Source organism: Pseudomonas sp. CAU 1711 (assembly GCF_039888625.1).
Taxonomy (GTDB): domain Bacteria; phylum Pseudomonadota; class Gammaproteobacteria; order Pseudomonadales; family Pseudomonadaceae; genus Aquipseudomonas.
Window position 1 is genome coordinate 222,961 of record NZ_JBDQQT010000005.1, and the last position, 12,383, is coordinate 235,343.

A 12,383-nucleotide genomic window follows, 5' to 3' on the forward strand; every position below is an offset into this window, starting at 1 on the left:
CAAATGGTCTGACCAGAGGATCGCCCGGGTCGAACTGAGCCCCATAACCTTAGGGGTTACCGACTCTCTAGCCTAGACGCTTCGACTAAAGTCGTAGGTAGATTGCCGCAGCCGCCCCGCGGCTGCGAGAATCGCCGACCCGGCCGCCACGAACGGCCCGCCTCGCCCGCACCGACAACAAGAAGGACCCACGATGTCCACTCCCCCGCTACTTCGCATCGCCGACGCGCTTGGCGCGGCGAACGCCCTGCTCGGCCGCGCCTGCGCCTGGCTGACCCTGTTCCTGGTGCTCGGCACCGCCATCGTGGTGGTGCTGCGCTACGGCTTCGGCATCGGCGCCACCGCCCTGCAGGAAGCCGTGATGTACGCCCACGCCCTGGTGTTCATGGGCGCCGCCGCCTGGACCCTGCAGCGCGGCGGCCACGTGCGCGTGGACATCTTCTACCAGAACTTCTCCGCACGCCGCCGCGCGCTGGTGGAGATCCTCGGCAACCTGCTGTTCCTCCTGCCCTTCTGCCTGTTCCTCGGCTGGAACAGCTGGGACTACGTGAGCGCCTCCTGGTCGACCCTGGAGAAATCCGGCGAATCCGGCGGCCTGGCCTTCGTCTACCTGCAGAAGAGCATCATCCTGGTGCTGACGGTCAGTCTCATCCTGCAGAGCCTGGTCGAGCTGATCCGCCACGGCTATGTGCTGGCCGGCAAGATCCCCGCGCCGGAGGTGAAGCATGGCTGAGTTGATGGCGATCCTGCTGTTCGTCAGCATCTGCCTGGCACTGATGGCCGGCTACCCGGTGGCCTTCACCCTGGGCGGCGTGTCCCTGCTGTTCGCCGGCATCGGCATGCTCACCGGCACCTTCGACGGTGGCTACCTGCACGCCTTGCCCAACCGCCTGTTCGGCATCATGAACAACCAGACCATGCTGGCCGTGCCGCTGTTCGTGTTCATGGGCGTGATGCTGGAGAAGTCGCGGGTCGCCGAAGACTTGCTGGAGTCCATGTCGCGCCTGTTCGGCACCCTGCGCGGCGGCCTGGCGATCTCGGTGTGCGTGGTCGGCGCGCTGCTCGCCGCCAGCACCGGCATCGTCGGCGCCACCGTGGTGACCATGGGCCTGCTGGCCCTGCCGACCATGCTGCGGCGCGGCTACGACCCGGCCGTGGCCACCGGCACCCTGGCCGCCACCGGCACCCTGGGGCAGATCATCCCGCCGTCGATCATCCTGGTGCTGCTCGGCGACGTGATGTCCAGCGCCTACTCCCAGGCCCAGCTGAAGATGGGCATCTTCTCGCCCAAGACCGTGTCGGTCGGCGACCTGTTCGTCGGCGCGCTGATTCCCGGCCTGCTGCTGGTCGGCCTGTACATCCTCTACCTGATCTTCGTCGCCTTCACCCAGCCAAAGAAGATGCCGGCACTACCGCAGGAGGAGCTGGGCCCGATCGAATGGGGCAAGCTGTTCGCCGCCCTGGTGCCGCCGCTGGTGCTGATCGCCGCCGTGCTCGGCTCGATCCTCGCCGGATACGCCACCCCCACCGAGGCCGCCGCCCTCGGTGCGGTCGGTGCCATGCTGCTGGCCCTGGGCAAGCGCAAGCTGAGTTTCGCCCAGCTCAAGGAAGTGGCCTACGGCACCACCGAGATCAGCGCCATGGTGTTCCTCATCCTGATCGGCGCCTCGCTGTTCTCCCTGGTGTTCCGTGGCTTCGGCGGCGAGGTGCTGATCGAGGACGTGTTCGCCCAGTTGCCCGGCGGCGTGCTCGGCGCTTTCGCCCTGGTGATGCTGGTGATCTTCCTGCTCGGCTTCATCCTCGACTTCATCGAGATCACCTTCGTCGTGGTACCGATCGTCGGTCCCGTGCTGCTGGCCATGGGCCTGGACCCGGTCTGGCTGGGCGTGATGATCGCGATGAACCTGCAGACCTCCTTCCTCACCCCGCCGTTCGGCTTCTCGCTGTTCTACCTGCGCGGGGTCACGCCCAAGTCGGTACCGACCATGGTGATGTACAAGGGCGTGGTGCCCTTCATCGGCATCCAGTTGCTGATGCTGGTGATCGCCTACCTCTGGCCGGAACTGATCACCTGGCTGCCCAACGAGCTGTACGGCAAATGAACGATGCCGGCCCGCACCTCGCGGGCCGGCCTCTCACAGATCGTATTTGCGCCGCAGGGCGCGCTGCAGCTCGCCGCTGTCGCGCAGGAAGGCATTGAAGCGCTGCAGCAGCTCCGGGTGGCGCAGGCTCGACAGGTAATAGTGATCGGACAGGTACGGCAGCGCGGGGTCGAAGCGCAGCGCCTGCGGGCGCCCCATCTCGGCCAGCGCCTGGCGGGCCACCACCGGGTTGAGATAGACGGCGTCCACCCGCCCCAGCAGGCCCATCTGCAACAGGGAGCGGGTGTTGTGCACCTGGCGCAGGGTGATCGCGCCGCTGGCGATGGCCTGCTCGTAGCTCGCCGGGGTGAAGCCGAGCAGCGTGCCCAGCTCGCGAATCGCGCCCTGGCCACGGCCGACATGCTGCGGCAACACCAGCAGGCCGTCGATGAAGTCGATGACCGGGGCGCTGTAGTGGACGCCGAAACCCTTCTTCAGCTCCGCATTCCAGGCGGGATTGTCGGGGAAGCGGAAGTCCAGCTGCCCGGCCAGGAAACCGCCATGGGCGCGCTTGATCGGCAGGGGGCGGTAGCTGAACTGACAACCGAGTGTCACGGCGAAGGCATCCAGCAGCTCGCGGGCATAGCCCTCGTAGCGGCCGCTCTCCATGCTGAAATAGGGCCTGTAGGACTGCGTCTCCACGGCCACCGCGTACTCGCAGGCCTGCACCTGCAGAACGGCGGACAGCGAGGCAACGCCAGCGGCCAGCCGGCAAAACCGCACATGCCTCGACTGCATGATTGAACGCATCGGCGCTTCCCCCCGCCACCTCCCGCCTCGGCGGGGTGGCCCTGCCAGAAGGATAGTCAAGCGGCGGCCGCTGTCCCGAATCGGGGTTCGCTCAAGCTCGGAGGGACTGAGCTAGAGATCGTCCTCGTCGACCGGGCGCACGCTGGCGGCGTCTAGGGCATAGGAGGCCTCGGCCAGGTCGTTGTCGACCGCCTCCACGCGCAGGGTGCCGTCGACCCACAGCGGCGTGTAGATATCCTCCAGGGCGATGCCCTCGGGATAGCGCACCAGCACTATCTGGTTCGGCGGCGGCGGCGGCACATGGATGCAGGCCCCCGGGTAGGGCACCAAGAACAGCAGGGTGCTGCGCCCCTCGGCGTCGCTCTCCAGGGGCACCGGATAGCCGCCGAGGCGAACGCTCTGGCCGTCCAGGCGCGCCACCGTCTTCTTCGAGTACATCACCTCAGGCAGCCCCTCGGCCTGCCTGAGCCCCGCGGCGAAGTCGCCGGCCGCCTCGAGACCCTCGTGGCTGATTTCCGACATGGCCTCCAGGGCCGCGCGGTCCTCGGCCGGCATCAGTTCCGGCCAGTCCAACTCGGCCGGCTCGGCACAGGCCAGGGCGCAGCAGAACAGCAGGGTGAGGGCGAACAGGCGTGACATGGCAACTCCGTAGACGGGACGAGGGCGCAGTGTAACCCGCGCCCTCAGCCTTTCTTCAGCGCGCCATAGGGCACACCGCACCGGCCACGGCACCGACGAAACCGGCCGCCTGCTCGGCCTGGTAGATGCCCAGAGCCTGGCCGCCGTAGGTGGCGGCGATGGAGCCGCCGATGCCGAGCACAATGGTCATGCTCCAGCCCATGCCGTCGGCGCCGGACTTGATGAAACGCACAACCAGCAGGCCGAAGAACAGAGTGGCGATGAGGCTCACGGCGTGCTCCTTGAAAACCAACAGGGCGTGCACCCGGCACGCCCTGTTGTGACCGACACGAGCCGCGCGGGCTCAGCCCCGGATCAGCGCCTCGACCTCGGCGATGCGCGCCTGCAGGGTCGCCATGTCCTGGCAGCGCAGGGTGGCGTGGCCGACCTTGCGCCCGGCCTTGAACGCTTTGCCATAGTGGTGCAGGTGGCAGTCGGCGATGGCGACGACCTTGTCCACCGGCGGCACCGCGCCGATGAAGTTGAGCATGGCGCTCTCGCCGACCTTGGCGGTGGAGCCCAGCGGCAGGCCGGCCACCGCGCGCAGGTGGTTCTCGAACTGGCTGCACTCGGCGCCTTCGATGGTCCAGTGCCCGGAGTTGTGCACGCGCGGGGCGATCTCGTTGGCCTTGAGGCCGCCGTCCACCTCGAAGAACTCGAAGGCCAGCACGCCGACGTAGTCGAGCTTGTTCAGCACCCGACCGACATAGTCCTCGGCCAGGGCCTGCAGCGGATGGGCACTGCTGGCCACCGACAGGTTGAGGATGCCGCCGACATGGGTGTTGTGCACCAGCGGGTAGAAGCGCGTCTCGCCGTCACGGGCGCGCACTGCCACCAGCGACACCTCGCCGGTGAAAGGCACGAAGCCTTCGAGGATGCACGGCACGCTGCCCAGTTCGGCAAAGGCGCCCTGCACGTCCTGCGCCTTGCGCAGCACCTTCTGGCCCTTGCCGTCGTAACCCAGGGTGCGGGTCTTCAGCACCGCCGGCAGGCCGATGGCGGCCACGGCGGCGTCCAGGTCGGCCTGGCTCTGCACGTCGGCGAACTCCGGCGTGGGAATGCCCAGCTCCTTGAACATCGACTTCTCGAACCAGCGGTCGCGGGCGATGCGCAGCGCCTCGGCACTCGGGTAGACCGGCACGAACTGGGAGAGGAAGGCCACGGTCTCGGCCGGCACGCTCTCGAACTCGAAGGTCACCAGGTCGACCTCGTCGGCCAGCTGGCGCAGATGATCCTGATCGCCGTAGTCGGCGCGGATATGCTCGCCGAGCGCCTGGGCGCAGGCATCCGGCGCCGGGTCGAGGAAGGCGAAGTCCATGCCCAGCGGAGTGCCCGCCAGGGCCATCATGCGGCCCAGCTGGCCGCCACCGATTACGCCGATCTTCATCTCATCATTCCAGTCAGGAGCGGGGGTCGGGATTGTCCAGCACGGTCTGGGTCTGCTCGTCGCGGAACTGCTTGAGCTTGGCGTGGAATTGCGGGTGCTGGTGGCCGAGGATGCTCGCGGCGAGCAGCGCGGCATTGACCGCACCGGCCTTGCCGATGGCCAGGGTGGCCACCGGAATGCCGGCTGGCATCTGCACTATAGACAGCAGCGAGTCGACGCCGGAAAGCACGGCGGACTGCACCGGCACACCCAGCACCGGCAGATGGGTCTTGGCCGCGCACATGCCCGGCAGGTGGGCGGCGCCACCGGCGCCGGCGATGATCACCTGGATGCCGCGCCCCTCAGCCTGCTCCGCATACTGGAACAGCAGATCCGGGGTGCGGTGAGCGGACACCACCTGCACTTCGTAGGGAATGTCCAGCTTGTCCAGCATCTCAGCGGTGTGGCTCAGGGTGCTCCAGTCGGACTTGGAACCCATGATCACGCCAACCAGTGCGCTCATCGTCATGCCTCATATTCGGGCGCCTTGTGGCGCGACAAAAACCAACAAGCCACGCAATCGGCGTGGCTTGTCATGGGAGGGTACGGGCCAGGGTGGCCCGGAGGCGGCGCAGTATACCGCAAAGCCACGGGAGTCGCGCCTTTGCCGCAACCGTTTGTCAGCCTCTCGCTGACCTCCTACCCCACTGTTTATAGGACACCCACCCCGCTTGAGGCCGCTATGTCCCTCGGGCAGACTGCGATCATCCCCTGCACGGAGAAGGAAATCCGCATGCCCCTCGCTTCTGCTTCGACTGCCGAAAACCTAGCCATAGGCATGTCGCATAAACACTAGTTATGCATCTCAAGGTTGCCCCACGCTATGACTACAACCATCTCTGAATACATCGACGTTCGTCAGCGGATTAGCGACTTAGGTTGCCTCAGTCCGACTGGGTTGGCTTTGCTCCCGTCCAACTTTGAAACGGCGTCCGATATTTCCACCTTTCGCCAGGTTTCTGAAAGCGCGACTGTCAGGACGCTATTGAGAACATCTAATGTTCCATTAGACGAATTGCTTTCCAAGGAGCAACGCCCTTCCTATATCCAAAACAATGCCTTCGAGTGGGTGGCTCCAACGCTGTTTGTGTCTGCCGGTGTGCTCTCGCAAAACGCCTCCTATTTATCAGTTGCGCTTAGCGTCATTGCAAACTATGCCACCGATTTCTTTAAGGGCATGAGCGGTGAAAATCAGGTGCAAATGGATATTGTGGTAGAGCGAACAAAAAGCAAAGTCTGCAAGAAGGTAACTTACAAAGGTCCGCCAGAGGGATTGAAGGATTTGCCGGAAGTCATTAGGACCGCTTCAGATGAATAACAATCTTTCCCCGTTCATTTCCACGTTCAACACCAAGGTAAAAGAAGCCGAAGTATTTCTCTCTATTGCCAGAGACAGCACCTTGCAACAGGAAGCCATTGAAAACCTAATGGCATTTCGTGAGTCAATTTCCTCCGAAATGGCGACTGCCATCGAGAATGAAAATGAAGATTATGCGAACCTATTGCTTGGGTGCACTTGTGTCTCATCGGCTCTGGTCGCGGAACTAAGGATGTGGCTGTTGTTGAAAGAGGGCAAACCAGATGCTGCATGGGACGAATTGGTTACGGCTCAGATGGCTTCGGTTGATGCAGTTCGTGCACACGCTGGATTTGCACACCTCGTAGAACACAACCGGAAGTTAGAGGCGATAGAGCATCTTGTATTTCCGCCTCAAGTGTTCATTAGTTCTGGAATGATTGTGGGAAAGCAAGAATGCTCAATCTGCGGCGCTGAGTACGGTGACTGTGATCACTTGGTCGGCAAACCATACATGGGGCGATTTTGCTACATCATTGCCAAAGATCTATCGCTGGATCATGTGGCCATCGTGGAGCACCCTGCAGACAAGCGGTGTCGAGTTCAGCACTTTGAGGTGGAAGGAGGGTCGCGTAATCGCATGACATGGAAAGTTGAGCCAAAGAACGATGCATAACAAGTCCTTCAACCGGACTGCCAAAAAGCTGAACTTTTCGTCAGCCGGTTACGTCCAACGCTATGCATCACTAAACCTTTCTGAAAAATACGGAGACTTCCATGACAACATCAGTGCAATTAATTGGTCCAGTTATCGCACTGGTTGCGTGGACGATGGTGATGTGGTTATGGATGTACGCTACGCGGCTGCCTGCTATACGTGCCGCGCGCATGAAACCTGATCCAAACGCCCCACGAGGTGAGCAGATGTCTTTGCTTCCTCCGCATGTACGCTGGAAAGCTGATAACTACAACCACTTACTGGAACAGCCAACAGTATTCTATGCGCTAGCAATCTCTCTATCCTTGCTAGGCACTCAGTCTCAGGCATGCTTGCTTTTTGCCTGGATGTACGTCCTCCTAAGAGTTGCGCATAGCCTGCTACAGGCACTAATAAATAAAATTGAAATCAGATTCTTACTGTTTGCCCTATCAAACATCCCGCTATTCGTACTAACTTACATCGCAACCATTGAATTCTTGAACGCAACGAGCGCTACATAACAATTGGCTCAAGTCGCTCACTCGGGCGGGCCGAGGCCCACCCCTTAGACTAATCGCCAAGCAAGGAGATGGCTCGAATATGGAAATTCAAATCGACAACCTCGAAAGCTCAGAAATCACATCCTTTCTGGAAGATCACATAAAGGATATGCGGGCCGTCTCGCCACCAGAAAGCAAGCACGCACTAGATATAAGCGGGCTTAAGGCGCCAGAAATTACTTTCTGGTCCGCCTACGACAATAGAACCCTGATTGGCTGCGGCGCCCTGAAAGAAATAGACCCGCACAGCGGAGAAATTAAATCCATGCGGATTTGCAGCTCTTGCAGAGGGAAAGGGTTCGGGTCAGAGATACTAGATCACATAATAATCACCGCCAAGCACCGCGGGTACCATTCTCTAAAGCTAGAAACCGGCTCAATGGAGTTCTTCGAGCCGGCGCGACGCCTGTATCTGAAGCATGGCTTCACATACTGCGGCGCCTTTGGCAGCTATAGACCAGACCCGAACAGCGTTTTCATGGAGCTGCAACTTATCTAACCAGGCGTCAGATTGATCCAGGCATCTTCGTGACTCGCAGGAGAAACATGCAATGCCCATAATCAAGCACAACCCCGCAGCCCTGTTCCCGCAATATCGCTGCTATAGTCATGCCACCGAGATTCGCGGTGACTCTCGGCTACTTATCATCAGCGGCCTCAATGGCTATATGGCAGACGGCGTAACCATGCCAGAGTCATTCGAAGAGCAGGCCGAGATTATCTGGGGGCACATTCGCACTCTGCTGCATTCCGCTGGAATGGACATGAGTCACCTAGTCTCTCTGCGCACTTACCTCGCCGACCCCAAATACGACGAGGCCAACGTACGTATGCGCATCAAGCACTTGGGGGCCTATGAGCCGTCCTCCACCGTTGTTTGTTGCCAGTTGCTCGACCCCAAGTGGAAACTCGAGGTCGAGGCCATGGCGGCTATGTAGTGTTTCAAGCCGAAGCCACTTTATGGCTAGGCCTACCTCAGAGGTTAGATGGTCGATAACTTTGACATGGAGCTGTGAAAATGAGCGATGAAAGGGATGGCGCGGCGGGTGTACAGGCTTGGATCGCGGGCGTGAAGCCCGAACACCGACCGATTGTAGAGCGCATGGACGGATTGATTGAGGAGATCGTTCCCAATGTGCGGAGAGGGATCAAGTGGCGGAAGCCTTCGCAACCGCTCGGCATTCCCTTCTATGGCACGCCAGATCAGGGATGGATCGTCGCGATCTGGTCGTTCAAGGATAAGGTCGGGATCGGCTTTATTGCCGGAACGGAACTCAATCCCGAGCCGCCGGTAGCGAAAATGTCAGGCCCGTGGAATAGCGGATACACACAGGGACGGCGCATCGACGTGCACGATGAGTCCGAGTTCGACGAACCATTGATAAGGTCATGGCTCGAACAGGCGCTGCATCTTCCCGGGTGGAGCAAGGTCAATTGAGTCCGCACTCCGCCTAGCCGGGCCCCCAGAAATGCTGTCGGCAGCACAAGTGCCACCGGAGGGCATATGAGAGTCAAGCGAATCATTGCCAACATTGCGGCGCCCGAACCATCGGCGGTGGATGGCTTCTACCGGGATATCCTAGGCCTTGAACTGGTCATGGATCATGGCTGGATTCGTACCTATGCCGGCGCCAGCGAAATGGCGGTGCAGGTCAGCTTCGCGAGCCAAGGGGGCTCCGGCACGCCGGTGCCGGATCTGTCCATCGAGGTGGACGATCTCGATGAGGCATGGCGGCGAGTGCAAAAGGGTGAGATTCCCACGGAGTATGGCCCCGTCAGTGAGCCCTGGGGAGTTCGCCGGTTCTATGTCAGGGACCCGCTAGGCAGGCTCATCAACATTCTCCAGCATGAATAGTCGAGTTCACTGAAGCCGGTACCGCTTGGAGACGACCATGGATGACTCCGCATCCCGCCTGAAACGCCCCCTCCATCCAATGCCTGAGTTCGTAGGCGCGGCGCTGAAAGCCGCAGGGCTGGAAGCTGCCTACGCCTCTCGGCCGCCTTACCAACGCAATGACTACATTGGATGGATCACCAGAGCGAAGATGCCCGGAACACAGCAGAAGCGCCTGGCACAGATGCTGGACGAGCTCGCGCGCGGCGATGTCTATATGAAGATGGCTTACCGGCCGCCACGGCCTGCACATGCCGGTTCTTAGTCGCTGCGCGCTCCACGCCATCCCTTTACCAGGCGTCAGATGCCATGAGATCCACACCCTTCAATAGCCACATTGGCGCACTACTGCAGCACAACGATCTACCGACCTCGGACCTGGAGGCTGGCACCGAAGTCCTGCTGTTTGTTGCGGGCTCCGCGCAGCGGCCTCTGGGGGTCGTGGGCCTCCAGGTGTTTGGCGCGGCCGCCTTGCTGCGCTCCTTGGCGGTCGCGGAGTCCGAACGGGGCAAGGGCCTGGGTTCGTCCCTGGTCCGCCATGCCGAGCAGCAGGCGGCCGCCTTGGGTGTCAGCGCCCTCTACCTGCTGACCACCACGGCGCAACAGTACTTCGCGGCGCATGGCTACCAGGTTGCCAACCGTTTGGAGGCCCCCGCCGCTATCGCCGCAAGCAGCCAGTTCTCCGGGTTGTGCCCCAGTTCATCAGCCTTTATGGTCAAGGAATTGCGCGCCTGACCTGGCATTCACCACGGCTCCTGTCGCGAGCCGAAAGCTGAACCGCCTGCCGACTGAACCCGATTGGCGAATCGACTGACCTTATGAAACTGACCTTCGTGCTCAGGGAAGACATTATCGAGGTCGGCGCCGTGGCCGCCTGCTGCTTCGCGGGCTACTTCTCCTGGCGCCATGGCGGCTCGCTAGGGATCGTCGAAATTCTATGCCTCTCGATCTTCGCTTTCGGCGCGGCCTATTTCTATCTGAAGAAGAACAGGGCCCGCTGGTGCGAGCAGTGCAGCCGGCTGATGGCTTACGCAATGGAAGAGTCGCCAGTGGATGGTGAGTACGACGTCATATATCGGTGCCCGACATGTAACAGGATGAACCGGGGCGGGATTCAGACGGGACGGCAAGGGAGGTAACAGACATTATCGAGAGCTGAACCGGGCAGGGCACTCAGTCGCTCGTCATGTTCACGCGGAGCGGGCCAGACGTAGCCCTTCACCAAACGCCAGGGAGAACAACCATGCGCCACCTCTTCATGCTGACATTGCTTGCTTCTGTTACAGGATGCCAAAACGAAGAAAGCCCAAGCGCATTCTACGAGCGCTATAACGAGAGCACCGCCGCCGGTATCACCACCCTCGAAGAGGATGCTCGCTTCTACTCATCGCGAAAGAACCGCGAGCTTGACGCCAAGATCCTCAGCCTCATGAAGGCAACGAGCAAGACAAAAGAGGATGTGGTTCGACTCTATCTCGATGTATCCAAGTCGGTCGCCCGGTGCAAAGAGATTCACCTAGAGCAAGAAACCGTCGCTGGCGACACGGCTCATCTGGTCTACAGCCAGACTGATATCTGCGGCAACACTTCGACGGAGCCGGAGACACAGAACGTCTGGCTCGTTGACGAGAACGGCTGGAAGATCGACAAGGTTGAAATTTCCCTCTGAGCGTGGCCTGAAGCGCTCGCCGAGTCGAGCTTAAGGCCATGCATCCCATGCGCCTGCCCCCCCCCGCTAGGCGCGATCCTCACTGCCGTGGGCACAACGGCGCCATGTAGACGCCCAGCACCAGCAAGCACGGCGGCCTAGCTACGGCGCCGCCGTTCAGTTGCTGTACTGGTAGACAATGGCCTCGAACTCGCCCGAGGCATAGCCGCGTTGCAGGCACTGGTCGAAGCGTTCGAGGAACCAGCCCATGCGCAGCGACTTGGCGATGCCCATGTACTTGCTGTCGGTCTTGAAGGGTACCGGCAGGACGCCGAAGGCACTGCCCTGCAGGCTCGGACTGCCCGCCGCCAGCTTGCCGATATCCACGCTGGAGCCCATGAGGATGGCGTCGATGCGCTCGTGATGGAGCATGGCCAGGCCGCTGCGGGTGTCGTTGAAGCCGACCAGGGTCAGGGCGCCATCGTTCACCGCCTGGTCGAAGGCGGTGCCATAGCTGGTACCGGTGGTCACGCCGACCAGCCTGCCCTTGAGGTCGGCGATGCCCCGGTAGGGGAACTCCCGGCCCTGCTTGACCACCAGCACGACGCGCTCGGTGAAGATCGGCTCGGAGAAGTCGAACAGGGCCAGGCGCTCCTGGCTCTTGGACAGGCCGATGACCGCGCCGCCGCCGCGCTCGCTCAGGCTGTAGGCGCGCGCCCAGGGCAGCAGCTGGATTCGGTAAGGCAGCTGCATCTCGTCCAGGCACTGGCGGGTGATGTCCACCACTATGCCCTTGGCCGTACCGTTCTCCTCGTAGTACTTGGGAAAGCCATCGTGGGAGCCGTAGACCATGAAGACTTCGGCCTGGGCGAAGCGCATGGCCAACAACAGGAGCAACAGGATCGGCAGGACTCTCGCGGGCATGGTACGACTCGCATGGCGACAGCGGGGCTCCATCACTCTAGCCCCTTCGCGGCGCACCGGAGCGGCAGCGGCCGGACGGGCGCCGGGAATGTCGATCAGGCCCGTCCAGATGTGCTCACTTGCCGTACAATCCGCGCCCCGTCGATTGAAAAGGATTTCAATATGCGCCCCGCCCTCGCCTTCCTGTTGCTGTGCGCCCTAAGCGGCTGCGCCGGCAGCCCCCGCCACGACGAGCTGCCGAGCATAGCCGGCGAGTCCTTCGAGCCCGCCCAGGGCACGGTGTTCTGCTATCAGCTGATCGTCTGCCCGCTGATCAGCAGGCAATGACCCGCCATCCTCGGTCAGATCGATGATCGACCATTCAC

19 protein-coding genes are annotated in these 12,383 nt (G+C 61.7%); 13 read left to right on the forward strand and 6 right to left on the reverse strand.

Translation table 11 applies throughout. The features are described 5' to 3' along the window. Positions 1–193: 193 nt before the first annotated feature. Positions 194–733: a TRAP transporter small permease subunit gene (locus AAFN46_RS07650; protein ID WP_347808100.1), complete on the forward strand. Its 540-nt coding sequence runs from the start codon at positions 194–196 to the stop codon at positions 731–733. Next, the gene (locus tag AAFN46_RS07655; RefSeq protein ID WP_347808101.1) at positions 726–2,102 is read left to right on the forward strand and encodes a TRAP transporter large permease subunit; all 1,377 of its coding nucleotides are present in this window, start codon (positions 726–728) and stop codon (positions 2,100–2,102) included. Before AAFN46_RS07650 ends, AAFN46_RS07655 begins: the two co-directional genes overlap by 8 nt. 33 nt (positions 2,103–2,135) lie before the next feature. Here AAFN46_RS07655 and AAFN46_RS07660 read toward each other — a convergent pair whose 3' ends face one another. From AAFN46_RS07660 to purE, 5 genes are all read right to left on the reverse strand, one after another. Then, the gene (locus AAFN46_RS07660; protein WP_347808102.1) at positions 2,136–2,891 is read right to left on the reverse strand and encodes a transporter substrate-binding domain-containing protein; all 756 of its coding nucleotides are present in this window, start codon (positions 2,889–2,891) and stop codon (positions 2,136–2,138) included. Between the two features lie 111 nt (positions 2,892–3,002). Then, a complete protein-coding gene (locus AAFN46_RS07665; protein ID WP_347808103.1) occupies positions 3,003–3,530 on the reverse strand; it encodes a DUF3299 domain-containing protein in 528 nt (175 codons plus the stop codon). A 55-nt stretch (positions 3,531–3,585) separates the two neighbouring features. After that, entirely contained in the window at positions 3,586–3,801 is a 216-nt protein-coding gene (locus AAFN46_RS07670; protein WP_347808104.1) for a GlsB/YeaQ/YmgE family stress response membrane protein, read from the reverse strand. Between the two features lie 72 nt (positions 3,802–3,873). Then, positions 3,874–4,956 carry a 5-(carboxyamino)imidazole ribonucleotide synthase gene (locus tag AAFN46_RS07675; protein ID WP_347808105.1) on the reverse strand — a complete coding sequence of 361 codons (1,083 nt, stop codon included), beginning with the start codon at positions 4,954–4,956 and terminating at the stop codon, positions 3,874–3,876. Positions 4,957–4,969: 13 nt separating this feature from the next. Then, positions 4,970–5,458, reverse strand: coding sequence for a 5-(carboxyamino)imidazole ribonucleotide mutase (gene purE, locus AAFN46_RS07680; RefSeq protein ID WP_347808106.1), 489 nt, complete (start codon positions 5,456–5,458; stop codon positions 4,970–4,972). Positions 5,459–5,818: 360 nt separating this feature from the next. Between purE and AAFN46_RS07685 the strand changes: the two genes are divergently transcribed. The 10 genes from AAFN46_RS07685 to AAFN46_RS07730 all read left to right on the forward strand — a co-directional run bounded on the left by AAFN46_RS07685 (position 5,819) and on the right by AAFN46_RS07730 (position 11,115). After that, the gene (locus AAFN46_RS07685) at positions 5,819–6,313 is read left to right on the forward strand and encodes a hypothetical protein (protein ID WP_347808107.1); all 495 of its coding nucleotides are present in this window, start codon (positions 5,819–5,821) and stop codon (positions 6,311–6,313) included. Next, a complete protein-coding gene (locus AAFN46_RS07690) occupies positions 6,306–6,968 on the forward strand; it encodes a hypothetical protein (RefSeq protein WP_347808108.1) in 663 nt (220 codons plus the stop codon). The genes AAFN46_RS07685 and AAFN46_RS07690 overlap by 8 nt, the downstream gene beginning before the upstream one ends. A gap of 624 nt (positions 6,969–7,592) precedes the next feature. Continuing rightward, positions 7,593–8,051 (forward strand): GNAT family N-acetyltransferase, encoded by a 459-nt coding sequence (locus AAFN46_RS07695; RefSeq protein WP_347808109.1) that lies wholly within the window; start codon positions 7,593–7,595, stop codon positions 8,049–8,051. Between the two features lie 52 nt (positions 8,052–8,103). Next, a complete protein-coding gene (locus AAFN46_RS07700) occupies positions 8,104–8,490 on the forward strand; it encodes a RidA family protein (protein WP_347808110.1) in 387 nt (128 codons plus the stop codon). Positions 8,491–8,570: 80 nt separating this feature from the next. After that, positions 8,571–8,990 carry a DUF1801 domain-containing protein gene (locus AAFN46_RS07705; protein WP_347808111.1) on the forward strand — a complete coding sequence of 140 codons (420 nt, stop codon included), beginning with the start codon at positions 8,571–8,573 and terminating at the stop codon, positions 8,988–8,990. A 66-nt stretch (positions 8,991–9,056) separates the two neighbouring features. After that, positions 9,057–9,407, forward strand: coding sequence for a VOC family protein (locus AAFN46_RS07710; protein WP_347808112.1), 351 nt, complete (start codon positions 9,057–9,059; stop codon positions 9,405–9,407). 37 nt (positions 9,408–9,444) lie between these two features. Beyond that, entirely contained in the window at positions 9,445–9,711 is a 267-nt protein-coding gene (locus tag AAFN46_RS07715) for a YdeI/OmpD-associated family protein (RefSeq protein WP_347808113.1), read from the forward strand. 44 nt (positions 9,712–9,755) lie between these two features. Beyond that, positions 9,756–10,181: an arsenic resistance N-acetyltransferase ArsN2 gene (gene arsN2, locus AAFN46_RS07720; protein ID WP_347808114.1), complete on the forward strand. Its 426-nt coding sequence runs from the start codon at positions 9,756–9,758 to the stop codon at positions 10,179–10,181. Positions 10,182–10,264: 83 nt separating this feature from the next. Continuing rightward, complete coding sequence (locus AAFN46_RS07725; protein ID WP_347808115.1) at positions 10,265–10,585, forward strand: hypothetical protein; 321 nt, start codon at positions 10,265–10,267, stop codon at positions 10,583–10,585. Positions 10,586–10,689: 104 nt separating this feature from the next. Then, positions 10,690–11,115 carry a hypothetical protein gene (locus AAFN46_RS07730; protein ID WP_347808116.1) on the forward strand — a complete coding sequence of 142 codons (426 nt, stop codon included), beginning with the start codon at positions 10,690–10,692 and terminating at the stop codon, positions 11,113–11,115. A 156-nt stretch (positions 11,116–11,271) separates the two neighbouring features. Here the strand turns inward: AAFN46_RS07730 and AAFN46_RS07735 are convergent, their stop codons facing one another. After that, a complete protein-coding gene (locus AAFN46_RS07735; protein ID WP_347808117.1) occupies positions 11,272–12,018 on the reverse strand; it encodes a transporter substrate-binding domain-containing protein in 747 nt (248 codons plus the stop codon). A gap of 162 nt (positions 12,019–12,180) precedes the next feature. Between AAFN46_RS07735 and AAFN46_RS07740 the strand changes: the two genes are divergently transcribed. Beyond that, positions 12,181–12,345 carry a hypothetical protein gene (locus tag AAFN46_RS07740; RefSeq protein WP_347808118.1) on the forward strand — a complete coding sequence of 55 codons (165 nt, stop codon included), beginning with the start codon at positions 12,181–12,183 and terminating at the stop codon, positions 12,343–12,345. The last annotated feature ends 38 nt before the right edge of the window (positions 12,346–12,383 follow it).